The organism is Pseudomonas sp. D3 (genome assembly GCF_029320995.1).
In the GTDB taxonomy this organism is placed as follows: domain Bacteria; phylum Pseudomonadota; class Gammaproteobacteria; order Pseudomonadales; family Pseudomonadaceae; genus Aquipseudomonas; species Aquipseudomonas paraveronii.
Genome location: NZ_CP119772.1, coordinates 4,657,592 through 4,681,300, shown reverse-complemented (window position 1 = coordinate 4,681,300; position 23,709 = coordinate 4,657,592). Strand labels below are relative to the sequence as shown.

Annotated in this window: 25 protein-coding genes; 12 read left to right on the top strand and 13 right to left on the bottom strand. The window is 61.5% G+C overall.

All coding sequences use genetic code 11. From position 1 onward, the window contains the following. Positions 1-836 precede the first annotated feature (836 nt). The 5 genes from P3S72_RS21550 to P3S72_RS21530 all read right to left on the bottom strand — a co-directional run bounded on the left by P3S72_RS21550 (position 837) and on the right by P3S72_RS21530 (position 3,617). On the bottom strand, positions 837-1,208 hold the full coding sequence (locus P3S72_RS21550) for a glutathione S-transferase N-terminal domain-containing protein (RefSeq protein WP_276194146.1): 372 nt from the start codon (positions 1,206-1,208) through the stop codon (positions 837-839). A 100-nt stretch (positions 1,209-1,308) separates the two neighbouring features. Then, positions 1,309-1,854: a GTP cyclohydrolase I FolE gene (gene folE / locus P3S72_RS21545; protein WP_017845839.1), complete on the bottom strand. Its 546-nt coding sequence runs from the start codon at positions 1,852-1,854 to the stop codon at positions 1,309-1,311. A gap of 78 nt (positions 1,855-1,932) precedes the next feature. Continuing rightward, a complete protein-coding gene (locus P3S72_RS21540) occupies positions 1,933-2,490 on the bottom strand; it encodes a Smr/MutS family protein (protein WP_198717284.1) in 558 nt (185 codons plus the stop codon). A gap of 75 nt (positions 2,491-2,565) precedes the next feature. Beyond that, positions 2,566-2,886, bottom strand: a complete 321-nt coding sequence (locus tag P3S72_RS21535; RefSeq protein WP_276194145.1) for a hypothetical protein — start codon at positions 2,884-2,886, stop codon at positions 2,566-2,568. Between the two features lie 140 nt (positions 2,887-3,026). After that, positions 3,027-3,617 (bottom strand): cysteine hydrolase family protein, encoded by a 591-nt coding sequence (locus P3S72_RS21530; RefSeq protein ID WP_198717286.1) that lies wholly within the window; start codon positions 3,615-3,617, stop codon positions 3,027-3,029. A 240-nt stretch (positions 3,618-3,857) separates the two neighbouring features. Here P3S72_RS21530 and prmB point away from each other — a divergent pair, with 240 nt between their 5' ends. Continuing rightward, entirely contained in the window at positions 3,858-4,766 is a 909-nt protein-coding gene (prmB, locus tag P3S72_RS21525) for a 50S ribosomal protein L3 N(5)-glutamine methyltransferase (protein WP_276194144.1), read from the top strand. 106 nt (positions 4,767-4,872) lie between these two features. On the opposite strand, the gene P3S72_RS21520 is transcribed toward prmB, so the two are convergent. Both P3S72_RS21520 and P3S72_RS21515 read right to left on the bottom strand, forming a co-directional pair. Further along, the gene (locus tag P3S72_RS21520; protein ID WP_276194143.1) at positions 4,873-5,679 is read right to left on the bottom strand and encodes a hypothetical protein; all 807 of its coding nucleotides are present in this window, start codon (positions 5,677-5,679) and stop codon (positions 4,873-4,875) included. 99 nt (positions 5,680-5,778) lie between these two features. Then, positions 5,779-6,741 (bottom strand): alpha/beta fold hydrolase, encoded by a 963-nt coding sequence (locus P3S72_RS21515; protein ID WP_276194142.1) that lies wholly within the window; start codon positions 6,739-6,741, stop codon positions 5,779-5,781. A gap of 142 nt (positions 6,742-6,883) precedes the next feature. On the opposite strand from P3S72_RS21515, the gene aroC reads away from it, so the two are divergent. From aroC to P3S72_RS21495, 4 genes are all read left to right on the top strand, one after another. Next, positions 6,884-7,975 (top strand): chorismate synthase, encoded by a 1,092-nt coding sequence (gene aroC / locus P3S72_RS21510; protein ID WP_276194141.1) that lies wholly within the window; start codon positions 6,884-6,886, stop codon positions 7,973-7,975. Positions 7,976-8,027: 52 nt separating this feature from the next. After that, positions 8,028-9,191 carry an MFS transporter gene (locus P3S72_RS21505; protein WP_276194140.1) on the top strand — a complete coding sequence of 388 codons (1,164 nt, stop codon included), beginning with the start codon at positions 8,028-8,030 and terminating at the stop codon, positions 9,189-9,191. Beyond that, positions 9,188-9,718: an acireductone dioxygenase gene (locus P3S72_RS21500; RefSeq protein WP_276194139.1), complete on the top strand. Its 531-nt coding sequence runs from the start codon at positions 9,188-9,190 to the stop codon at positions 9,716-9,718. The genes P3S72_RS21505 and P3S72_RS21500 overlap by 4 nt, the downstream gene beginning before the upstream one ends. A 210-nt stretch (positions 9,719-9,928) precedes the next feature. Further along, complete coding sequence (locus tag P3S72_RS21495; RefSeq protein WP_247404572.1) at positions 9,929-10,195, top strand: helix-turn-helix transcriptional regulator; 267 nt, start codon at positions 9,929-9,931, stop codon at positions 10,193-10,195. Between the two features lie 57 nt (positions 10,196-10,252). Here P3S72_RS21495 and P3S72_RS21490 read toward each other — a convergent pair whose 3' ends face one another. Further along, positions 10,253-10,531, bottom strand: coding sequence for a DUF3509 domain-containing protein (locus P3S72_RS21490; RefSeq protein WP_048721059.1), 279 nt, complete (start codon positions 10,529-10,531; stop codon positions 10,253-10,255). 401 nt (positions 10,532-10,932) lie between these two features. Between P3S72_RS21490 and P3S72_RS21485 the strand changes: the two genes are divergently transcribed. From P3S72_RS21485 to P3S72_RS21465, 5 genes are all read left to right on the top strand, one after another. Continuing rightward, on the top strand, positions 10,933-12,759 hold the full coding sequence (locus tag P3S72_RS21485; RefSeq protein WP_276194138.1) for a long-chain-acyl-CoA synthetase: 1,827 nt from the start codon (positions 10,933-10,935) through the stop codon (positions 12,757-12,759). Positions 12,760-12,870: 111 nt separating this feature from the next. Next, a complete protein-coding gene (locus P3S72_RS21480) occupies positions 12,871-13,386 on the top strand; it encodes an ankyrin repeat domain-containing protein (protein ID WP_198717294.1) in 516 nt (171 codons plus the stop codon). A gap of 41 nt (positions 13,387-13,427) precedes the next feature. After that, positions 13,428-13,958, top strand: a complete 531-nt coding sequence (locus tag P3S72_RS21475) for a hypothetical protein (protein ID WP_276194137.1) — start codon at positions 13,428-13,430, stop codon at positions 13,956-13,958. Positions 13,959-14,025: 67 nt separating this feature from the next. Then, a complete protein-coding gene (locus tag P3S72_RS21470; RefSeq protein ID WP_198717296.1) occupies positions 14,026-14,217 on the top strand; it encodes a PLDc N-terminal domain-containing protein in 192 nt (63 codons plus the stop codon). A gap of 412 nt (positions 14,218-14,629) precedes the next feature. Beyond that, positions 14,630-16,717 (top strand): LTA synthase family protein, encoded by a 2,088-nt coding sequence (locus P3S72_RS21465; protein ID WP_276194136.1) that lies wholly within the window; start codon positions 14,630-14,632, stop codon positions 16,715-16,717. 55 nt (positions 16,718-16,772) lie between these two features. Here P3S72_RS21465 and P3S72_RS21460 read toward each other — a convergent pair whose 3' ends face one another. Further along, positions 16,773-16,925, bottom strand: a complete 153-nt coding sequence (locus P3S72_RS21460; RefSeq protein WP_198717298.1) for a DUF3309 family protein — start codon at positions 16,923-16,925, stop codon at positions 16,773-16,775. Between the two features lie 330 nt (positions 16,926-17,255). Here P3S72_RS21460 and P3S72_RS21455 point away from each other — a divergent pair, with 330 nt between their 5' ends. Both P3S72_RS21455 and csrA read left to right on the top strand, forming a co-directional pair. Then, positions 17,256-18,071 (top strand): SDR family oxidoreductase, encoded by an 816-nt coding sequence (locus P3S72_RS21455; protein WP_198717299.1) that lies wholly within the window; start codon positions 17,256-17,258, stop codon positions 18,069-18,071. A 156-nt stretch (positions 18,072-18,227) separates the two neighbouring features. Next, positions 18,228-18,431 (top strand): carbon storage regulator CsrA, encoded by a 204-nt coding sequence (gene csrA, locus P3S72_RS21450; protein ID WP_276194135.1) that lies wholly within the window; start codon positions 18,228-18,230, stop codon positions 18,429-18,431. Between the two features lie 9 nt (positions 18,432-18,440). Here the strand turns inward: csrA and P3S72_RS21445 are convergent, their stop codons facing one another. From P3S72_RS21445 to P3S72_RS21430, 4 genes are all read right to left on the bottom strand, one after another. Continuing rightward, positions 18,441-18,668, bottom strand: a complete 228-nt coding sequence (locus P3S72_RS21445) for a YheU family protein (protein WP_003236706.1) — start codon at positions 18,666-18,668, stop codon at positions 18,441-18,443. A 59-nt stretch (positions 18,669-18,727) separates the two neighbouring features. Then, positions 18,728-19,912 (bottom strand): osmoprotectant NAGGN system M42 family peptidase, encoded by a 1,185-nt coding sequence (locus P3S72_RS21440; protein ID WP_276194134.1) that lies wholly within the window; start codon positions 19,910-19,912, stop codon positions 18,728-18,730. A gap of 161 nt (positions 19,913-20,073) precedes the next feature. After that, the gene (gene ngg, locus P3S72_RS21435) at positions 20,074-21,819 is read right to left on the bottom strand and encodes an N-acetylglutaminylglutamine synthetase (RefSeq protein WP_276194133.1); all 1,746 of its coding nucleotides are present in this window, start codon (positions 21,817-21,819) and stop codon (positions 20,074-20,076) included. Between the two features lie 3 nt (positions 21,820-21,822). Continuing rightward, on the bottom strand, positions 21,823-23,595 hold the full coding sequence (locus tag P3S72_RS21430; protein WP_276194132.1) for an N-acetylglutaminylglutamine amidotransferase: 1,773 nt from the start codon (positions 23,593-23,595) through the stop codon (positions 21,823-21,825). Between the last annotated feature and the right edge of the window lie 114 nt (positions 23,596-23,709).

The following is a 23,709-nucleotide window of genomic DNA, read 5'->3' as shown; positions in this document are numbered from 1 at the left end:
CACAGTGGAACTGCGCAGGTCTGTCAGATGGCAGCGAAACGCTTGTCCAGGTAATCGATGATCGCCTTGGTTGCCGGGGATCTTGCGCGGCGGTGTGACCCGCTCGCTGGCGCTGGATGCCCGTGGCAAATGCCTGGGTTCTGCATTGCTGGATCTGGACCTGGATTTGCAAACACCGAACTAAATGTGGGAGGGGGCTTGCCCCCGATAGCGGATTGTCAGTCGATGTATTCGGCGACTGACACTCCCTCATCGGGGGCAAGCCCCCTCCCACAGTGGAACTGCGCAGGCCTGTCAGATGGCGGCGAAACGCTTGTCCAGGTAATCGATGATCACCTTGGTTGCCGGGGATCTTGCGCGGCGGTGTGACCCGCTCGCTGGCGCTGGATGCCCGTGGCAAATGCCTGGGTTCTGCATTGCTGGATCTGGACCTGGATTTGCCAACACCGAACTGAATGTGGGAGGGGGCTTGCCCCCGATAGCAGAGTGTCAGTCGATGTATTCGGCGACTGACACTCCCTCATCGGGGGCAAGCCCCCTCCCACAGTGGAACTGCGCAGGTCTGTCAGATGGCAGCGAAACGCTTGTCCAGGTAATCGATGATCGCCTTGGTTGCCGGGGATCTTGCGCGGCGGTGTGACCCGCTCGCTGGCGCTGGATGCCCATGGCAAATGCCTGGGTTCTGCATTGCTGGATCTGGACCTGGATTTGCCAACACCGAACTAAATGTGGGAGGGGGCTTGCCCCCGATAGCAGAGTGTCAGTCGATGTATTCGGCGACTGACACTCCCTCATCGGGGGCAAGCCCCCTCCCACAGTGGAACTGCGCAGGTCTGTCAGATGGCAGCGAAACGCTTGTCCAGGTAATCGATGATCACCTTGGAGTCATACATCCAGGTGGTCTGGCCATTCTCTTCGATGCGCAGGCACGGCACTTTGATCTTGCCGCCTTGCTCCAGCAGGGCCTGGCGATCCTGTTCGTTGTTCTTCGCATCCTTCAACGCTACCGGCACATTCAGGCGATGCAGGGTACGACGGGTCTTCACGCAGAACGGGCAAGCGTGGAACTGATACAGGGTCAGTTCTTTGGCAGCCGCGTTGACCTGCGCCTGCTGTTCGGCGGGGCGCTGCTTTTTGCGTGGGCGGGTAATGAAGTCGCCCGCGATGATGACGTGGCCGAGGCCCACTCGAAGTGCTTTGACGAACATGGCTGAAACCTCTTGCCCAGAACAGAGGGCCGCATCTTACTTGATTTACGGGGGCGAAAAAAAACCGGCGATGAACGCCGGCTTTTTCCTACCCAGCCGATTACTTGATCAGGCTGAGGAACTCGCTGCGGGTCGCCGCGTTTTCGCGGAACTCACCCAGCATCACCGAGGTGATCATCGACGAATTCTGTTTCTCCACACCGCGCATCATCATGCACATGTGCTTGGCTTCGATCACCACGGCCACGCCCAGCGCGCCGGTCACTTGCATCACGGCATCGGCGATCTGGCGGCTGAGGTTTTCCTGGATCTGCAGGCGGCGCGCATACATGTCGACAATCCGTGCGACCTTTGACAGGCCCAGTACTTTGCCGCTCGGGATATACGCGACGTGGGCCTTGCCGATAAACGGCAGCAGATGGTGTTCGCACAGCGAGTACAACTCGATGTCCTTGACCAGCACCATTTCGCTGTTGTCGGAGCTGAACAAGGCACCGTTGGTGACTTCTTCCAGTGTCTGTTCATAGCCGCGGCAAAGGTACTGCATCGCCTTGGCGGCACGCTTTGGCGTGTCGAGCAGGCCCTCGCGGGTAACGTCCTCGCCGAGTTGGCCGAGGATCGCGGTGTAATTCTGTTCCAGGGACATGAAACTACCTGTGGGATTTTCGCAAAGCGCAAGGGTACGGTGGCCGACACATCGCTGCAAGCCTGACGATGGCACTTATTACTCGTCGCGCCCTTCCATCATGGTGCGCTTGAGCATCACGTACACCGCTCCCGCGCCACCATGGCGGGCCTGGCAAGAGGTAAAGCCGAGCACCTGGGCATGCTGGCGCAGCCAGGTGTTGACGTGGCTCTTGATCATCGGCCGCTTGCCGTCCAGGCGCACGGCCTTGCCGTGGGTGACGCGCACGCAGCGGATTTCGAACTTGGTGGCTTCGGCGAGGAATGCCCAGAGGGTTTCCCGGGCTTTTTCCACATTCATACCGTGCAGGTCGAGGCTGCCTTCGAACGGAATCTGGCCAACCTTGAGCTTGCGCATCTGGCTTTCCTGCACGCCGTCGCGGGCCCACATCAACTCGTCTTCGGGGCCGACGTCGATGACGAACTGGTCCGACAGGCCGTCCACGGTGGTGGCATCGGTGCGCACGGTCGCGGCCTGGCGCAGCTTGGCGATCTGCGCCCGATCAGTCTTGGGTTTGCCGGTCTCGGCGCGGTCGTGCTTGATCGGCTTGACGCCGCGCAGCTCGTTTTTGAACAGGGAAAAATCGTCGTCTTGCATGTCAGCCTCCGCGAGGGGCGGGCAGTTTACCTAAATCGCGGCGGCCGGGGCGTAGGAAACGCTATCCAAACGCCATCAGTCGTGTTTTTTCATCAAGTGCGAGGCGATGTTCAGCTCCAATGGCTGGTGCATCCGGCGCCGGCTACGGCGCCACAACCACACGCCGAACCACAGCACCAACAGGCCGATCACCAACAGAATCGCCGAGCCGCCGGGGCTGGTATTCAGTTCGCCCAGCGCCGGGGAATGTCCCGACAAACCAGCGCCGCCGGCGACCGCCAGCAGCACACCTATTATCGCCAGCAGCGCGGCAATGCCGGTTGCCAGGCGCAGACGCCAGTTGCTCCGGCCCTTGGGGCGCAAGCGACGAGCATCAAAACCATCGGATATCTTCATTCCGACCTTTCCTCCAGGGTATCGGCCCTTCGACCGGAAGATACACAGGTTGTTCCGGTGCCAGAGGTAATTGCAGCAAATGACAGGCATTTGCAGATGAGCGGGGCCTCGAATCGGCCGCGCCGCTCATCCCAGGGCAATCAGATCAGGTCTTTGGTCAAGGCGAGGGTAGCGAAGTTGTCGGCCATGATGGCCATTTCGGTTTGTTGCACGTGCTCGGCACTCAGGACGCCGCCCTTGTACGGCAGGTCGCGGGTGGCGCAGGCGTCTTCCACCAGGGTGCAACGAAAGCCCAGGTTCTTGGCGGCGCGCACGGTGGTGCTGACGCTGGAGTGGCTCATGAAACCGCAGACGATCAGGTCCAGAGGACCGAGGTCCTGCAGGTGTTTTTCCAGGCCGGTGCCGTGGAACGCGCTGGGCAGCAGTTTACCGATGATGGTTTCGTCGCCCATAGGCTCCAGGCCGGGAATGAACTCGCCGCGCTCGCCTTGCGGGTCAAACAGGCCGCCCACGGTGCCCAGGTGGCGCACATGCACAATCGGGCGACCGGCGTTGCGCGCCGCGGCGACCAGTTGCTTGATATTGCCGACCGCCGCGTCCATGCCCGTGAGGGCGAGTGGACCGCTGAGGTATTCCTTCTGCGCATCGATGATCACGAGGGTCGCATGGCTGAGATTGGCCGCCGCGTAACCTCGACCGCTGATTTGAAACATCGTCTTTGGAACGGACATTCTGGGGGCTCCTGTGAGGGGGGCTTTTGCGCCATTGTCCACTGGCTGAGCGGTTCTGTGAATCGCTACCATCGTAAGCTACGCCGTTGCTGGCGTGCAGCCATGTCAAGAGGTGCGCTTGTTTGACGCGATGATGGCAAATTGGATGAAATCCGACATACGGCTGAGGCTTTTCGTACATCGTCGCTACAGACGAAGGCTGTTAGAATCGCCAGTCGTTTTTTCCAGGAGTCTGCCCCCGTGATCACTTCCCGCCTGCGCACCTTGCGCGACCATATCCGTTGGGCTGTCAGCCGTTTCCATGGGGAAGAGCTGTTTTTCGGGCATGGTACCGACAATGCCTGGGACGACGCCCGGCAATTGGTGCTCGGCGCCTTGCATCTGCCCTGGGAAATCGCCGACGGCTACCTCGATTGCAACCTGGAAGAAGAGGAAGTTGCCCACCTGCAACGGCTGCTCCACCGTCGCATCCATGAGCGGGTGCCGACAGCCTACCTGATTGGCGAAGCCTGGTTCTGCGGCATGTCGTTTATCGTTGACGAGCGCGTGCTGATCCCGCGCTCACCGATCAGCGAACTGATCGAAAACCGCTTCGAACCCTGGCTGGACCAGCCGCCGGCACGCATTCTCGACCTGTGTACCGGCTCTGGTTGCATCGGCATCGCCTGTGCCTACGAGTTCCAGGACGCCGAAGTGGTGTTGGGGGACGTGTCGTTTGAAGCGTTGGAAGTGGCCAACCAGAACATTGAGCGCCATGGCGCCGACGAGCGTGTGTATACCGTGCAGGGCGATGGCTTTGATGGTTTGCCAGGCCAGCGCTTCGATTTGATCGTGTCCAACCCACCGTATGTGGACGCCGAAGACTTTGCCGACATGCCGGACGAGTACCAGCACGAACCGGAACTGGGCCTGGCCTGCGGCGACGATGGCTTGAACCTAGTACGGCGGATGCTGGCCGAAGCGGCGGACCACCTGACCGAGAAGGGCTTGTTGATCGTCGAAGTGGGCAACAGCCAGGTGCATGTCGAGGCGCTGTACCCGGAAGTGGACTTCGCCTGGCTGGAGTTCCAGCGCGGTGGGCACGGGGTGTTCATGCTCACGGCGGAGCAGTGCCGCAACCATCAGGCGGTATTTGCCGCCAGGGTTTAACCGACCTCGCTGATAACGGTGGAAGGGGGCTTGCCCCCGATGAGGGCGTGTCAGTCACTGAATGCATTGACTGATGCACCGCTATCGGGAGCAAGCCCCTCCCACATCACCGGTGGGTGGCAATCCAGATCAACAACCCGGCCTGAAACACGGTAAACGCCACCAAACAGGTGATGGTGAAGCGCAGCCCGCTGTCCTCACGCTTGAACTTGGTGACCTTTTCCTCTTCCTTGCGCAGCTTCACTTCCTGCTCTATCAGGTTCTGCTCGGCCTGTTGCAGCATTTGCGCGGCTTCAAGGATTTCAACGAACTGCACTTTCTCGGTGTTCCAGCTATCGAGCACGTCGCTGACCTTGCCGGGCTGCACGCTGCCCTTCAGATGCTGCACGTCGGCGTAGGCCACATCAAAACCCTGGATACGCAAAAAATGATCGCGGCGCAGGCGTGTAGCTTCGTTTAGGGCGTCCTTGTTGGACAGGTCCACACCGTCGACGCGGTAGTGCGACCACTTCTTCTTCGCCCACGCGGCACCTTGGGCGACCAGGAAGCGGCCGATGCCACGGTTGGCCGGTTCGATTTCGAGGCTATTGCCCGGGCCGAAATGCACACGGTGTTTATCGTGATCGACCCAGATGTCCAGGTGATTCTGCTCGCGGCGCACCCGTTGGCCCGGCAACTGGATGACCATACGCAGCAGGCTGTGATGGTGGTCATGGCGCTCGACATAGCCAAATTGCACAAACCGCAAAGGCCGTACCCCTGTGGCGCGGTCGATGGTCAGAGGCGCCAGACGCAGCATTTTGAAATGTTCGGCCTGCACGTCCGCCCACGGCAGGGGCGTCGCGTCGACGACCTCGGTGTCTTCCGCCGGGGTGTCGGCGGTAGGTTCTGGTGTTGCTTCGGTGTTAGTCATGCGGCGCGATCCTGTCCAAGCCCAGCCAGTCGACAGGCTTTTTGCTGTCGACGTTGGGCTTATCGGCCGTTTTTCCCAGTACTGGAGGCAATTAGTCGGTTAACGGGGTTGAAGTCCGTCGATAAAGCGCACCAGGCGGGTTCCCAGCTCGGCGGCGAGGGGTAATTGCGGGTCGTTGTACGACTCCAACTGTTGCTTCACCTCATTGGGCACGATGCGCATCACATGGTTCATGCCTTCGATCAACGTCAGTTCGGCATCGGGCTTGGCGTTCTTCAATTGCCGGGCATCGCCCACACCCACCTGGAAATCGTTGGTGCCCTGGATGATCAGTGCCGGCATGCGCAACTTGGCAAAGGCGGCCGAGGGATCGGCGCGAAACAGGCTGATCAGATACGGCTGCACGCTGGGTCGGAAAATGCCCAGCAGTGGGTCAGGCACATCGGCATCTACTTGGCCTGCCTTGAGGTGGTCGAGGATTTCATTGCTGCGCAACTGCAGGGCCGGGGGGAGATGACCGGCCAGTTGCTGGCGGATCACCTGATCGACCGGACGGGCGCTGCCGGACAGGGAAATCACCCCGGCCGGGTCGAGTTGCGGTGCCGCCAGCGCAGCCACCAGCGCGCCTTCGCTATGGCCCAGCACGATCAGCGGGCCCATGCGCTTGTCGGCTTTGAGCAGCTTGCCCCAGGCCACGGCGTCGGCCACGTAGGCGTCGAGGGTCAGGTTGCGTTCATCGGGGGTGGCGGCCAGGCTGGCCGCCACGCCGCGTTTGTCGTAGCGCACGCTGGCGATGTTATGCCGAGCCAGCACCCAGGCCAGGCGCTTGAGACTGTCGTTGCGCGCGCCGTCGGCACTGTTGCCGTTGCGGTCGGTCGGGCCGGAGCCGGCAATGATCAGCACCACCGGCACCGGTTTGTCGGACTGCGGCAGCAGCAGCGAGCCGAACAGCTCGCCGTTGCCGGTGTCGAGGCTGATGGGCCGTTGCAACACCACGGGGGACGCCGCATGGGCTACGGCAGTGAACAGGGAGAGGGTAAACAGCAAAACTCGAAACATCATCGCGCCATCATTCAGGAGGTGCCGGTTCGACCAACGTCTACCGGTAAGGTTTCGAGGATGAACTAGTCGGTTGGCCCGCGTATACTGGCGAGCTTGGTTATCACTGCTGAGTGATTACAACTGATTTCACGGAGCGCCCTGCATGTCCGGCAATACCTTCGGCAAGCTGTTCACTGTCACCACCGCGGGCGAAAGCCATGGCCCGGCGTTGGTCGCCATTGTCGACGGCTGCCCGCCCGGCCTCGAGCTGTCCCTGGAAGACCTGCAGCGTGACCTCGACCGCCGCAAGCCCGGCACCAGCCGCCACACCACGCAGCGCCAGGAACCCGATGAAGTCGAGATCCTCTCCGGCGTGTTCGAAGGTCGCACCACCGGCTGTGCCATCGGCCTGCTGATCCGCAACACCGACCAGAAGTCCAAGGACTACTCGGCGATCAAGGACCTGTTCCGCCCGGCCCACGCGGACTACACCTACCACCACAAATACGGCGAACGCGACTACCGTGGCGGCGGCCGTAGCTCGGCCCGCGAAACCGCGATGCGCGTGGCCGCCGGTGCCATCGCCAAGAAATACCTGGCGACCCAGGGCATCGTTATCCGTGGCTACATGAGCCAGCTGGGCCCGATCGAAATCCCGTTCAAGACCTGGGACAGCGTCGACGACAACGCCTTTTTCTGCCCGGACCCGGACAAAGTGCCTGAGCTGGAAGCCTATATGGACCAGTTGCGCCGCGACCAGGATTCCGTCGGGGCGAAAATCACCGTGGTCGCCGAGGGCGTGAAACCGGGCCTCGGCGAGCCGATCTTCGACCGCCTGGACGCTGAACTGGCCCACGCGCTGATGAGCATCAACGCCGTCAAAGGCGTTGAAATCGGCGCCGGGTTCGCCTGCGTGTCCCAGCGCGGCACCGAGCATCGCGATGAACTGACCCCGCAGGGCTTCCTCAGCAACAATGCGGGCGGCATCCTCGGCGGTATTTCCTCCGGTCAGCCGATCGTTGCGCACCTGGCGCTCAAGGCCACGTCGAGCATCACCACTCCGGGCCGTTCGATCGATGTATATGGCAACCCGGTGGACGTGATCACCAAGGGCCGCCACGATCCGTGCGTCGGCATCCGTGCCACGCCGATCGCCGAAGCGATGATGGCCATCGTGTTGATGGATCACCTGCTGCGCAACCGTGGGCAAAACGCCGATGTGCGCGTGAGTACCCCGGTGCTGGGCCAGCTGTGACGGTGTATGGCGAGCGAGTTTGCTCGCGTGGGGCCGCGAAGCGGCCCCTTGCATGACGCCAGCCCTCCCGTACTGGCGACTCTCCAGCTTCTACCTCTTCTACTTCGCCCTGCTGGGGGCGACGGCGCCATTCCTGGCGCTGTACTTCGATCACCTGGGGTTCTCCAGCGCGCGTATCGGCGAGCTGGTGGCCATCCCCATGCTGATGCGCTGCGTGGCGCCCAATCTGTGGGGCTGGCTGGGCGACTACACCGGCCGACGCCTGGCCATCGTGCGCGTTGGTGCGGTATGTACCCTGGTGAGTTTTGCGCTGATTTTCGTCAGCAAGACCTACGCCTGGCTGGCCCTGGTCATGGCCCTGCATGCGTTTTTCTGGCATGCGGTGCTGCCGCAGTTTGAAGTGATCACCCTGGCCCACCTGCACCAGCAGACCTCGCGCTATAGCCAGATCCGCCTGTGGGGCTCCATCGGGTTCATCCTCACGGTGGTGATCATGGGCCGCCTGTTCGACTGGCTGAGCCTGGATATTTACCCGGTGGTGGTCGTGGTGATCATGGCCGGCATCATCGCTGCCAGCCTGTGGGTGCCGAACGCGCAGCCCGCGAACCACGGCCCTCGCTTGGCCGGCGAAGGCTTCCTCAAGCAGTTGCGCAGCCCCGGCGTCCTGGCGTTTTATGCCTGCGTGGCGTTGATGCAAATGAGCCATGGGCCGTATTACACCTTTCTCACCCTGCACCTGGAACACTTGGGCTACAGCCGTGGTGTGATCGGCATGCTGTGGGCCCTCGGGGTGGTGGCGGAAGTGTTGATGTTCCTGGGCATGAGCCGCATCCTCACGCGCTTTTCGCTGCGCCGGGTGTTAATGGCGAGTTTCCTGTTGGCGGCGCTGCGCTGGTTGTTGTTGGGCGCGTTCGCTGAGTTTTTCTGGGTGCTGCTGTTGGCGCAGGTGATGCACGCGGCCACCTTCGGCAGCTTTCATGCGGCGGCGATTGCCTTTGTGCAGCGCAGCTTCGGCGCCCGCCAGCAAGGTCAGGGCCAGGCGTTATACGCGGCCTTGGCCGGCACCGGCGGCGCGCTGGGTGCGTTGTATGCCGGTTACAGCTGGAACCTGTTGGGGCCGACCCTGACCTTCAGTATCGCCAGCGTTGCGGCCCTGGCCGCCGCCCTTATCATCGGCTTTCGATTGCACGAGCAGAACCAAGGAACTGTCCTATGAGTTATGTAGCTGTTTACCACGTTGCCACACCGGACACCCCGAACAAAGTCCTGACCCACTTCGAGGATGTCGTGTCGACCCTGGCCGAGCATGGCGTGCGATTCGAGCGCTGGCAGCCCGGCATTATTGAAAAAGGCGCGAACGACGCCGCCATGATCGCGGCGTACCGGCCGCAGATCGACGCCCTCGGCTATGCCTGCGTCGACGTGCTGCGTGTCCCCGGCGATCCTGCGCAGAAGGCGGCATTGCGCGATCAGTTCCTCGCCGAGCGCCGTTGCAGCGAAGATGACGTGCGCTTTTTCATCGCCGGCCAAGGCCTGTTTGCCTTGCACATTGGCGACTATGTGTACGGCGTGCGCTGTGAGAAAAATGACCTGCTGGTGATCCCGGCCGGCATGCCTCATTGGTTCGATATGGGCGAGAACCCACATTTTGTGATGTTGCGCCTGTCCCATACGGCAAGCGGCGGGGTGCCTGAGTTCAGCGGGGACGATATCGCTGCCGGTTTTCCGGGGATGGATGACTAGTCTTAATCGACTTGAATGTTCAACCCCGGCAAGTTGGATTTTGTTGTGGGAAGTGGCTTATTTATCTGTAAGGCCTGGCTGTTTATCACCGGCCTTACGCTCTAACGCTCTGCATTATGTAACTCTCCCCGGTCTCAATGTTTATATCGCCTGTCAATAGGAGGAATCCGAAAGGCGATAAGCATCAGCCAATAAGAAGGAGAGAAAGCGATGAGTGATCCAGAAGCGTCAGGCGCGCCGTTGAGCGTGCCCACCGATGTCAGAAAACGCTTGGCCCTGTCCGGCAAGCCCCTGACCCCGACCGAATTGGAGATCTTGCGCTGGGCCTCCGAAGGCAAGACGATCTGGGAAATCAGCCGGATTCGTGAAACGTCCCAAGCCGCGGTGAAATTCCACCTACGTAACATCTACGGCAAGTTACACGTCAACAATCGTGTACAAGCGATGAATGAAGCGGCCCGCCTGGGCCTGTGTTGAGTTCATAAAAAAGGGCCGCGACGCTGAATGGCGTCGCGGCCCTTTTTTATGTGTGGCTTATGCCGAGTGGTAAGTCGGCAGGGCAAAGCGGTTCTGGCTTTGCAGCATCGAAATTTGCGGCAGGTCGCTGGCTTGTTCGGCCAGGTCGCGGCGAATGGCGCTGATTACCCAGGTGAGTTGATCGGCCGTGTGCAATTGCTGGTAGGAGATCGAACGCTTGACCTGCTTACCTTCGCTGTTGCGCAGGGTCAGCAGGATACCGCCGTCCGGGCGTGGCTGAGTGGTGACGTCGTATTGGGAGAATACTGAGGCGAATTTATCTTGGATCAGGCTCATGTCTATCAGCTCCGTTGGCTCAAGTTGGCAAGCATGGAGTGATAGGTGCAGTGATTGTGCCATCTTACAACTTTGTAATAAGTCTTTTAAAATCAATGAGTTGTGAAAAATATGGATTTTTGATTTCGTGCAATTTGCATGAGTGGCCATCATGCATCCTGCATTTTGCGCTATTCGATCCGGCCAGGCGGATGCATCGTTACTCATAAGGACTGTGGATGTGTCGCTAAATTCCCTGTTTGTCGGTTGCCTGTTGCCGGCCTGGGATACAAAACATTTCAAATCCCGCGTGTACAGCCGAAGAACGGCTGGCGTATTTTCCCGTGAGCATTTGGCTTGCTGCCTACAAAAGTGCCGGAGCTTCTGGCCTCCACGAAGAATAAGAAAAAGGACGTTCCTCTATGAACCCTCCGCAAAACGACATGATTACCTGGCGCATGCTGCTGCGTAAGGTGCCCGCCATCGTCCGGGCCTTGCCTCGGGTGGTCCGCGGCATGCGTGCCGCCAATGTCACCGACCCCGCGCAGCCCTGTGGCCTGGGCTGGCATTTCGAGCAAGCAGCCTTGCGCAACCCTGACGGTGCTGCGTTGTTGTATGGCGACAGCGTGCTTAGTTACCGCGACGCCAATCAGCGTGCGAACCGCATCGCCCACCACTTGCACAGCCAGGGCATCCGCAAGGGCGATGTAGTGGCGTTGTTTATTGAAAATCGCCCAGAATTGCTGCTCAACGTGCTGGCCGTGGCCAAGCTGGGCGGCATCTGCGCCATGCTCAATACCGCGCAAACCCAGGCGGCGCTGGTTCACAGCCTGAATCTGGTCAACCCGGTGGCGATTGTGGTGGGGGCGGAATTGGTGGCGGCCTACACGGCGGTGCGCGAGCAAGTGGCGATCGAGACGGGCCGCACCTGGTTTGTCGCGGATCAGCACAGCAGCGCCGTGCCTGCTGGCTATGTCGACCTGATGGCCGCCAGCGCCGAGTGCGCGGCGGATAACCCGGCCAGCTCCCAGCAGATATTTTTCAACGACCCGTGCTTCTATATCTACACCTCCGGCACCACCGGCTTGCCCAAGGCCGGCATCATGAAACATGGCCGCTGGACCAAAACCGCCGTCAGCTTCGGCAGTATCGCCCTCGACATGGGCCCCGCCGACGTCCTGTATTGCACCTTGCCGCTGTACCACGCCACTGGCCTTTGCGTGTGCTGGGGCTCGGCGATTGTCGGCGCGTCGGGGTTCGCGATTCGCCGCAAATTCAGCGCCAGCCAGTTCTGGGACGATGTGCGCAAGTTCAACGCCACCACCCTCGGTTATGTCGGTGAGCTGTGCCGTTACCTGCTCGACCAACCCGCCAACGTCCAGGATCGTGACAACCGCGTGACCAAGATGGTCGGCAATGGCCTGCGGCCCGGCGTATGGGCGCAGTTCAAGCAACGCTTTGGCGTCGAGCATATCTGTGAGCTGTATGCCGCGAGTGACGGCAATATCGGCTTCACCAATGTGTTGAATTTCGACAACACCATCGGCTTCTGCCTGCAGCACTGGGCGCTGGTGGACTACGCCCACGACAGCGGTGAGCCACTGCGTGGCGCCGATGGTTTCATGCGCAAGGTGCAAACGGGCGGGCAGGGCCTGTTGCTGGCCAGGATCGATGAAAAGGCGCCGTTCGACGGCTACACCGACCCGGAAAAGAACCGCAAGGTGGTGCTGACCGACGTGTTCGAAAAGGGCGACCGTTACTTCAATACCGGCGATCTGCTGCGCAGCATCGGTTTTGGCCATGCGCAATTTGTCGATCGCCTGGGGGATACCTATCGCTGGAAAGGTGAAAACGTCTCCACCACCGAGGTTGAGAACATCCTGCTGCAACACCCGCAGATCGCCGAAGTGGTGGCCTACGGTGTCGAGATCGAAAACACCAATGGCCGCGCCGGCATGGTCGCCATCACCCCCAGCGAATCCCTGGCCGCCCTGGATATGCGCGAGTTGTTGCAATTCGCCCATGGCCAGTTGCCGCACTATGCGGTGCCGCTGTTCCTGCGGATCAAGATGAAGATGGAGACGACGGGCACGTTCAAGTACCAGAAAGTGCGGCTCAAGGAGGAAGCGTTCGACCCGGAAAAGGCGGGCAACGACCCGGTGTACGCCTGGTTGCCCGGTTCGGACAGTTACGTGCCTGTCACCGGCCAGTTGCTCGCGCAGATCCAGGGCGGTCACTTCCGCTATTGATTCTGCCTATGGCCGCTTTCGACAAAAAAACCATGACAGTGGGGAACTCCCTCGCGACACTGGGCGCCTACTCTTCAGTACCCCAAGCCTTACCAGACAAGGAGCCCCCACATGTCGGACCACGCCAAACAAATGACTGACGACGAAGCCGCCGAATTTGCCGAGCAGGTCTTCGACGTCGCGCGCAGAGGCGATGCCGCCCTGATGGCCGCGCTGCTGGCCAAGGGCTTGCCAGCCAACCTGCGAAACCACAATGGCGACACCTTGCTGATGCTGGCCGCTTATCACGGCCACGCCGACGCGGTAAAAGTGCTGCTGGAATTCAAGGCTGACCCGCAGATCGCCAATGACAAGCATCAACTGCCGATGGCCGGTGCGGCGTTCAAGGGCCATTTGCCCGTGGTCAAGGCGCTGATCGAAGGCGGCGCGCCGGTTGACGCTTCATCCTCGGACGGGCGCACCGCGTTGATGATGGCGGCGATGTTCAACCGCGTCGAAATGCTCGACTACCTGCTCAGCCAGGGCGCCAACCCCAAGGCGATCGACGCCCAGGGCGCCACGGCACTGGCAGCGGCACAGACCATGGGCGCGGTGGATACGGCGGCGCAGTTGCAGAAACTGGTGTAGGCTACGCGCCCTCAAAAACCCGCCCGCCACAGGACCCTTTCATGAAAAACGCCCTCGTCGAACTCATCCGTAAAATCAGCGCCGGCGTCATGGGCGACGACGAGGTGGCGCGCATCGCCGAGGAAGCGGCGCAGGCCTACGCCGACCCTGTGGCGTTTCTGGCGGCAAACCCGGACATCAACTACGACGATACGTTCTCGATTCCGTTGGGCGAGTGGGTAGTGGTCGGCAGCCTGCCGGACACCGTCCTGTTCCAGGCCGACACCTATGGCGACCTGTTTGCGCAGATCGTTGCATCGTTTGGTCCCGGCGTGGCGTTTAACCTCAAGCCCAAGCAACTGGCCAAGACCGAAGCCCTTACCGCGCTCAATCGCATCCAGATCCAGATGAGTGCGCTCAGCCCGGAAGACGGTGGTTATGTGTTGCTGAACCTCAGCCAGCCACTGGATGACGAGATCCAGGCCGTGCTGGTGTACGGCAACGACCTGCCGCGCGTGCTGGAACTGTGCGCCGAAGTTGGCATCAAGGGCGAGCCGTCCCTGGAAGCGCTGCGGGTCGCGGTCCACGTCTGAAATAAAACGGAACCGCAGCCAGGGCTGGCTATCCTACAAGGGCATGCCCTCACTTAGGAGCGACACCATGGGTTCCACTTTCAACGGTCTGGTCGGGTTGATCATCCTCGCGCTGGATATCTGGGCGATCATCAATGTGTTCAAAAGTGGCGCAAGCACCGGTGCCAAGGTGCTGTGGATTCTGTTGATCCTGCTGCTGCCGGTACTGGGCCTGATCATCTGGGCGATCGCCGGGCCACGGGGCAACATGCGCTTCTGAGCGCCAGCTTCACTCAAGCTGAAGCGGGCACGGAAAATGTGGGAGGGGGCTTGCCCCCGATAGCGGTGTATCAGTCCTTACAACAGTGGCTGAACCACCGCTATCGGGGGCAAGCCCTCTCCCACAATGGTTTCAGCGAATACCTTAATATTGTGTGTCGAAATATTCGCTGTACGAAATTTTCACATCTCATCCAAGACAATTCGCCGGCTTTATCTCCCGGCGACGGCTCTATCTCACGCGCCGTCAGCGGCGGGATTGCGGCACGCGTTCAGTAATTAATAGCGTTGCCGGCAGTGATCGGGCACCATTTGCGCCACCGCGTTTACCGCCTACCCCAGCCAGCCTGGGCGAGGGTCGGACGCCACTGCACTCTTTCGCAACTTAAACTTCCAATGGGTCCTGAAACGACATGGCAAACCCGGACGCCCTGAATCAGCAGCGAGCTTCTAATCGCCTGCTGCAACCGACCGTCAAATCCCATCTGGCATACACGCTGCTTTGCGCGCTGGTCATGATGGTGATGTTCTCCCTGCTGCGCCTGGCGCTGCTGGCGTACAACCGCGAGATGATCCTCGACACACCGGCCTCGACCTTCCTGGAAGCGTTCGCCAACGGCCTGCGCCTGGACATTCGCCTGGTGGTGTACTTGGTGATCCCCTTGCTGCTGGCATTGTTCAGCGTGAGGGCCATGGCCGCGCGGGGGTTCTTCCGTTTCTGGCTGACCCTGGCCTCCAGCATCGCGCTGTTCCTGGGCCTGATGGAGATGGACTTCTACCGCGAATTCCACCAGCGCCTCAACGGCCTGGTCTTCCAATACGTGAAGGAAGACCCGAAAACCGTGATGAGCATGCTCTGGTACGGTTTCCCGGTGGTGCGCTACCTGCTGGCCTGGGCCGTGGGCACGCTGATCCTGAGCATGGCCTTCAAGGGTGCCGACCGCGCGACGCGCCCACGCGGCCCGTTCAGCGGCGGCAGCATTGGCACCCGCCAAGTGGCGCCGTGGTATTCGCGGATCGCGGTGTTTGTGGTGTGCCTGCTGGTCGCCGTGGTCGCCGCCCGTGGCACCCTGCGCCAGGGCCCGCCGCTGCGTTGGGGTGACGTCTACACCACCGACTCGAACTTCGCCAACCAGTTGGGCCTCAATGGCACGTTGTCGCTGATCGCCGCAGCCAAGTCGCGCTTCTCCGAAGAACGCACCAACATCTGGAAGGCCACCCTCGAACAGTCGCTGGCCACCCAGACCGTGCGCGACATGCTGGTGCTGCCGCAAGAGAAGCTGGTGGATACCGACACCGCCGCCGTGCGCCGTGATTTCACGCCACCGGCCGAGAAAACCCTGCCGATCAAAAACGTCGTGGTCATCCTATTGGAGAGCTTCGCCGGTCACTCGGTGGGCGCCCTGGGGCGTCCGGGCAATATCACGCCGTACTTCGACAAACTGTCCAAGGAAGGCCTGCTGTTCGACCGCTTCTTCTCCAACGGCACTCACACCCACCAGGGTATGTTTGCCACCATGGCGTGCTTCCCGAACCTGCCGGGTTTCGAATACCTGATGCAGACCCCGGAAGGCAGCCACAAGCTGTCGGGCCTGCCGCAGCTGCTCAGTGCGCGCAAGTTTGACGATGTGTATGTCTACAACGGCGATTTCGCCTGGGACAACCAGTCGGGTTTCTTCAGCAACCAGGGCATGACCAACTTCATCGGCCGCAACGACTTTGTCGACCCGGTGTTCTCCGATCCGACGTGGGGCGTGTCCGACCAGGACATGTTCAACCGTGGCCTGGAAGAACTGAAAGCGCGTGAAGGCGGCAAACCGTTCTACGCCTTGCTGCAAACCCTGTCCAACCACACGCCGTATGCCTTGCCGACCCCGTTGCCGGTGGAGAAAGTCACCGACCGTGGCACCCTCAACGAGCATTTGACGGCGATGCGCTATTCCGACTGGGCCCTGGGCCAGTTCTTTGAAAAAGCCCGCAAGGAGCCGTACTTCAAGGAAACCCTGTTTGTGATCGTGGGCGACCACGGTTTCGGTAACGAGCAGCAGATCACCGAGATGGACCTGGGCCGCTTCAACGTGCCAATGCTGATGATTGCACCGGGCATGCAAGAGAAGTTCGGCGAGCGTGACCACACCGTGGGTACCCAGATCGACATCGTACCGACCATCATGGGCCGTCTCGGTGGCGACACCCTGCACCAGTGCTGGGGCCGTGACCTGCTCAACCTGCCGGAAGGCGACAAGGGCTTCGGCGTGATCAAACCTTCGGGCAGCGATCAGACCGTGGCGTTGGTCACCGGCGACCGCGTGCTGGTATTGCCTAAGGAAATGCCAGCGAAATTGTGGCAATACGAACTGGGCGCCGAGCCGACCGGTAAAGTGATTGCTGAATCGCCGGACGAGGCTGGGCTGAAACAGAAGCTCGAATCGTTCCTGCAGACCGCGACCAAAAGTTTGCTGGATAACACCGCCGGTGTTGTCGACGGTAAGCCGGACTAATAGCCCGGCAATAAAAAAGAGGCCTTCATGAAGGCCTCTTTTTTTTGCCCGGCGTTTATATCTTGCCGAGTAACAACAGAATCAGCAGCACCACCAGGACGGCGCCGAGAATACCCGACGGCCCATAACCCCAGCTACGGGAGTGCGGGAACACCGGCAAACCGCCGACCAGCAGGAGAATTAGGATGATGATTAAAATGAGGCTCATAGTTGTATTTCCTTATAGGCCTTGTGCAAGGACTGGTTGTTTAACATTAGGCCCGCCGGTTTAATTGCGGACGCCTTAACAACTCCGACTGTGCCGCTTGACAGAAAATTCCCTATTTTTTAAAGCATTTTGGAAAGTCGCTTATTTCTTTTAACGCGTCATTGAGCGCCTGCGCTTAGTTTAAAAATATTGAACTTAGGGCGTAGCGCAGTATCCGACCCGTCCCGCGGTTTGCTCAGGGCATTCATCAATTGGATGGTGCGTGGGTGTAGGAAAAACCTTCGCTACACTGCCGATCACTTCTTCCGTGAACCACAAGGCTATTTTCCTATGCAAAATCGCATGATGATCACCGGCGCCGGGTCCGGACTGGGTCGCGAAATCGCGCTGCGTTGGGCCCGCGAGGGTTGGCAGTTGGCCTTGTCGGATGTCAGCGAGCCAGGCTTGCAAGAGACCCTCAAGCGAGTGCGCGAGGCGGGCGGCGATGGGTTTATCCAGCGTTGCGATGTGCGCGACTACAGCCAGCTCACCGCCTTTGCCCAGGCCTGCGAGGTCAAGCTGGGCGGGATCGATGTGATCGTCAACAATGCTGGCGTGGCCTCTGGCGGGTTCTTCGCCGAACTGTCCCTGGAAGACTGGGACTGGCAGATCGCAATCAACCTGATGGGCGTGGTCAAGGGCTGCAAGGCGTTCCTGCCGCTGCTGGAAAAGAGCAAAGGCCGCATCATCAACATCGCCTCAATGGCGGCGCTGATGCAAGGGCCGGCCATGAGCAACTACAACGTGGCCAAGGCGGGTGTGGTGGCGTTGTCGGAGAGTTTGCTGGTGGAGCTCAAGCAGCAGGAAGTCGGGGTTCACGTGGTGTGCCCGTCGTTCTTCCAGACCAACTTGTTGGACTCATTCCGTGGGCCGACCCCGGCGATGAAGGCGCAGGTGGGCAAGTTGCTGGAAAGCTCGCCGATTTCGGCGGCCGATATCGCGGATTACATTTATCAGCGGGTGGCCGAGGGTGAGTTCATGATCCTGCCCCACGAGCAAGGGCGGATGGCCTGGGCGTTGAAGCAGAAGAACCCGCAGTTGCTGTATGACGAGATGACCGTGATGGCCGACAAGATGCGCGCCAAAGCCCAGGCGATTAAGGGCTGATCGGTTTCTTGACTGGGCTCAGCGCAAAAAAATCATGTGGTCTGTCAGGCAAATTACCTACTGCTGTAGGTGATGCCTGATTCGACCGCAAGTCATTGCTGAGCATCACCCAGGCGCGCAAGGTCGGGGTCCTGTCACTCGAAAAGGACAACCGCCATGCTGGTCTTAAGCCGTGCCGTAGGCGAAATCATTTCCATCGGCGATGACATCGCCTTGCACATTCTCGAACTCAACGGTTCCCAGGTGAAATTCGGGGTCGAAGCCCCGGCCGGGGTGCAGGTCCATCGCGCCGAGGTGTACCAGAAGATCGTCGAACGCCAGGGCACCGCCACTCATCCGGTGCGGGTGCCCAATCCCTGAACTGCCCTTTCAGTCGAACAGATGCTTGGGCACGTCGTGTTTGAGCATCAACTGGCATTGCTCGCTGTCGGGGTCGAATACGATCAATGCCTGGCCCTTGGTCAGTGCCTGGCGTACGCGCAGTACGCGGGTTTCCAGGGGCGTGTCGTCGCCATTGTCGGTGCCGTCGCGGGTCACGAAGTCTTCGATGAGGCGGGTCAGGGTGTCGACTTCAAGTGCGTCGTAGGGAATCAGCATACAAGCCTCTGGGGTTAAGTCCCGGCGATGCTACTGCGCCGGGACCGTTGTTGCCAGTGTCAGGACTTCTGGCCGACCAGGCTGTCCACCGACGGCACGCGGGTGTCGCTTTCCATCTGGGTCTCGTGCTCGAGCTGATGACTGAACCGGTCCAGTGAACCTTGCGCCGGTTGCGCGTCGCTGGCGAACACTGGCGGGCTGAGAATGTAAGCCGTCAACAAACGGCTCAGCGCCGCGAGGCTGTCGATGTGGGTGCGTTCGTAGCCGTGGGTCGCATCGCAACCAAACGCCAGCAAGGCGGTGCGAATGTCGTGGCCGGCGGTGACCGCCGAGTGCGCATCACTGAAGTAATAACGAAACAGGTCGCGGCGTACCGGCAGTTCGTTATCTGTCGCCAGGCGCAGCAGGTGACGCGACAGGTGATAGTCATACGGCCCGCCGGAATCCTGCATCGCCACGCTGACGGCATGCTCGCTGGAATGCTGGCCGGGGGCGACCGGGGCGATGTCGATGCCGACAAACTCACTCACGTCCCAGGGCAGCGCGGCCGCCGCGCCACTGCCGGTTTCCTCGGTGATGGTGAACAGCGGGTGGCAGTCGATCAGCAAGGGTTCGCCGCTGTCGATGATCGCCTTGAGGGCGGCGAGCAGGGCGGCGACGCCGGCCTTGTCATCGAGGTGACGCGCGCTGATATGCCCGCTCTCGGTGAACTCGGGCAGCGGGTCGAACGCCACATAGTCACCGATGCCGATCCCCAGGGAATCGCAATCGGCGCGGGTGGCGCAGTACGCGTCCAGACGCAGTTCGACATGGTCCCAACTCACCGGCATTTCATCCACGGCGGTGTTGAACGCATGCCCGGAGGCCATCAGCGGTAACACGCTGCCACGGATCACGCCGTTGTCGGTGAACAGGCTGACGCGGCTGCCTTCGGCAAAGCGGCTCGACCAACAGCCGACCGGGGCGAGCGTCAGGCGGCCGTTGTCTTTGATCGCCCGCACGGCGGCGCCGATGGTGTCCAAGTGCGCGGATACCGCGCGGTCGGGGCTGTTTTTCTGGCCCTTGAGGGTGGCGCGGATGGTGCCACGGCGGGTCATTTCAAAGGGGATGCCGAGTTCTTCCAGGCGCTCGGCGACATAGCGCACGATGGTGTCGGTAAAGCCGGTCGGGCTGGGAATGGCGAGCATTTCCAGCAGCACTTTTTGCAGGTAGTTGAGATCCGGTTCGGGGAGGGTTCGGGTCATGGAAACTCCTGATGGGGTGAGGGCATCGATGGTTTCGATGAGGGGTTAGCGGCGGTGGCGGGGCGGGCTTCAGCGCGGGCGAGTCCGCTCCTACATGTGGAATGCGGTCACCTGTGGGAGCGGGTTTGCCCGCGATAGCGCCGCTCCAGGCAATACATCTTTCAAGCGCTCGGCTGACTGTGCGGAAACAACAAATCCACAAACCGCTCCGCCGCAGGCTGCGGTTCATGATTGGCCAGCCCGGCCCGTTCGTTGGCTTCGATAAACACGTACTCCGGTTGATCGGCCGCCGGCACCATCAGGTCGAGGCCGACCATCGGGATGTCGAGGGCCCGCGCGGCGCGCACGGCGGCGTCGACCAGCGTCGGATGGAGGATCCCGGTGACGTCTTCCAGGCAGCCGCCGGTGTGCAGGTTGGCGGTTCGGCGCACGGCCAACTGCACGCCACTGGGCAGGATGCTGGCGTAGTCATAACCGGCGGCGTGCAGGGTGCGCTCGGTTTCGGCGTCCAGGGGGATTTTGCTTTCGCCGTCGGTGGCGGCCTGGCGACGACGGCTTTGCGCCTCGATCAGGGCGCGGATCGAATGCTGGCCGTCACCGATCACTTCGGCCGGGCGGCGGATCGCTGCGGCGACCACCTCGAAGCCGATCACCAGGATGCGCAGGTCCAGGCCTTCGTGGAAACTTTCGAGCAAGACCCGGCTGTCGAACTGGCGCGCGGCTTCAATCGCTTGTTGCACCTCTTCGATGGTCTGCAGATCCACCGCCACGCCTTGGCCTTGTTCGCCATCGAGCGGTTTGACCACGATGCGCTGGTGTTCGTCGAGGAACTCCAGGTTGTCATCGGCGCTGCCTGCCCGTTGTTGCGCCGGCAGTTTCAACCCGGCGGCGTTGAGCACCTTGTGGGTCAGGCTTTTGTCCTGGCACAAGGTCATGCTGATGGCGCTGGTCAGGTCGCTCAACGATTCACGGCAGCGCACGCGTCGGCCGCCATGGCTGAGGGTGAACAGGCCGGCGTCGGCGTCGTCCACGTGCACGTCGATGCCACGACGATGGGCTTCTTCGACGATGATCCGCGCGTAGGGGTTGAACCCCGCCTGCGGCCCAGGGCCGAGGAACAGCGGCTGGTTGATGCCGTTCTTGCGCTTGATCGCAAAGGTGGCCAGGGCGCGAAAGCCGAGCTTGGCGTACAGGCTCTTGGCCTGGCGGTTGTCGTGTAGCACCGACAGGTCCAGGTAGCTCAGGCCACGGCTCATGAAGTGTTCCACCAGATGGCGCACCAGCACTTCGCCGACGCCGGGGCGGGTGCAGTGCGGGTCGACCGCCAGGCACCACAGGCTGCAACCGTTTTCCGGGTCGTGGAAGGCTTTCTGGTGGTTGAGGCCCATCACGCTGCCGATCACCGCGCCGCTGTCTTCGTCCTCGGCCAGCCAATACACCGGGCCGCCCGCGTGGCGGGGCGTCAGGCGTGCGGCGTCGACCGGCAGCATGCCGCGTCCCTGGTAGAGCTGGTTGACCGCCTGCCAATCGGCCTCGGTCTGCACGCGGCGAATACGGAAGCCACGAAACACGCGGGTCGACGGACGATAGTCAGAGAACCACAAGCGCAAGGTGTCGGACGGGTCGAGGAACAGTTGCTGCGGATCGATCCCCAGGATCTGCTGGGGCGCGGCCACGTACAGCGCGATATCGCGCTCGCCGGCCTGCTCATTGAGCAACTCCTCGGCGAGGCTGGCCGGGTCGGGAAACGTGTGGCCGATCAACAACCGGCCCCAGCCGCAATGCACCGCGATCGGCTCGGCGGCCAGTGGGCTGCCGTCTTCGGCCAGGCGCGCTTGCAGGCGCTCGTAGGTCGGCGCCTGGCCCTTGAGCAAGCGTTGGCTGTAAGCCGCTGCGAGAGGTTTCATCGATCAGATTCCTTGTTCGCTGAGCCACAGGTTCAGCGCCGCCAGTTGCCACAGTTTGGAGCCGCGCAGCGGGGTGAGTTGACCGTGTGGGTCGGTGAGCAAGCGGTCGAGCATGGCAGGATTGAACAGGCCGCGGTCCTGGCTCGGGTCCAGCAGCAAATCGCGCACCCAGTTCAAGGTGTCGCCCTGCAAATGCTTGAGGCCGGGCACCGGGAAGTAACCCTTCTTGCGGTCGATGACTTCACTCGGGATGACCCGGCGCGCCGCTTCCTTGAGGACCTGCTTGCCGCCGTCGGGCAATTTGAATTTGCCCGGTACGCGGGCCGACAGTTCCACCAGGCGGTAGTCGAGAAACGGTGTGCGCGCCTCCAGGCCCCAGGCCATGGTCATGTTGTCGACGCGTTTGACCGGGTCGTCCACCAGCATCACCGTGCTGTCCAGGCGCAGGGCCTTGTCCACGGCGGCGTCCGCGCCCGGCATCGCGAAATGCTCGCGCACGAAGTCGCCGGCGGCGTCGTTGGCGGTCAGCCATTTCGGCGTGACGGTGGCCGCGTAGTCGTCGTAGCTGCGGTCGAAAAACGCCTCGCGGTACGCCGCATACGGATCGCTGGCGCCGTCCACGTGCGGGTACCAGTGGTAACCGGCGAACAGCTCGTCGGCGCCCTGGCCGCTTTGCACCACTTTGCAGTGCTTGGCCACTTCCCGTGACAGCAGGTAAAAGGCGATGCAGTCGTGGCTGACCATCGGCTCGCTCATGGCGCGGAACGCCGCTGGCAGTTGCTCGATGATCTCGCGCTCGGCGATGCGCAGTTGGTGGTGACGGGTGCCGTAGTGCTTGGCGATCAGGTCCGAGTATTGGAACTCGTCGCCGCGTTCACCGCCGGCGTCTTCAAAGCCGATGGAGAAGGTCGACAGGTCCTGCACGCCGACGTCACGCAGCAGGCCGACGAGCAGGCTCGAATCGACGCCGCCGGACAGCAGCACGCCCACATCCACGGCGGCGCGTTGGCGGATGGCCACGGCTTCGCGGGTGCTGTCGAGTACGCGGTCGGTCCAGTCTTCGAGGGTCAGGTGCTGCTCATCCTCACGCGGGCCGTAGGGCAGGGTCCACCAGGTTTTCTGCTCGATGTTGCCGTTGGCGTCGATACGCATCCAACTGGCCGGCGGCAGTTTCTCGATGCCGGCCAGCAGCGTGCGCGGCGCGGGCACCACGGCGTGGAAGTTCAGGTAATGGTTGAGCGCCACCGGATCGAGGAGCGGGTTGATATCGCCGCCCTTGAGCAGCGCCGGCAACGTCGAGGCAAAGCGCAGGCGCTGGCCGGTGCGCGACAGGTACAGCGGCTTCACGCCCAGACGGTCACGTGCAATAAACAGACGCTGGGCATCGCGCTCCCAGATGGCAAACGCAAACATGCCGTTGAGCTTGGGCAGCAGGGCTTCGCCCCACGCGTGGTAGCCCTTGAGCAGCACCTCGGTGTCGCCGCCGGAATAGAAGGCGTAGCCCAAGGCTTCCAGCTCCTGGCGCAGTTCCGGGAAGTTATAGATCGCGCCGTTGAAGGCCAGGGACAAACCCAACTGCGCGTCGACCATCGGTTGGGCAGAACCGTCCGACAGGTCCATGATTTTCAGGCGCCGATGGCCCAGGGCAATCGGCCCTTGGGCATGGAAGCCCCAGGCGTCGGGGCCGCGTGGGGCCAAGTGATGGGTGATGCGCTCAATCGCAGCCAGGTCGGCAGGTTGGGCATCGAAACGTAGTTCTCCAGCTAATCCGCACATAAATTCCTTACCGGTTTTTCCGTTGGGGAGGTTCAACACTCAATACGCCCAAAGGGCGCGTACCCAGAAACTGACACGGGCAAATCAACGGAGTTTTAGAACGATCTGTTATAA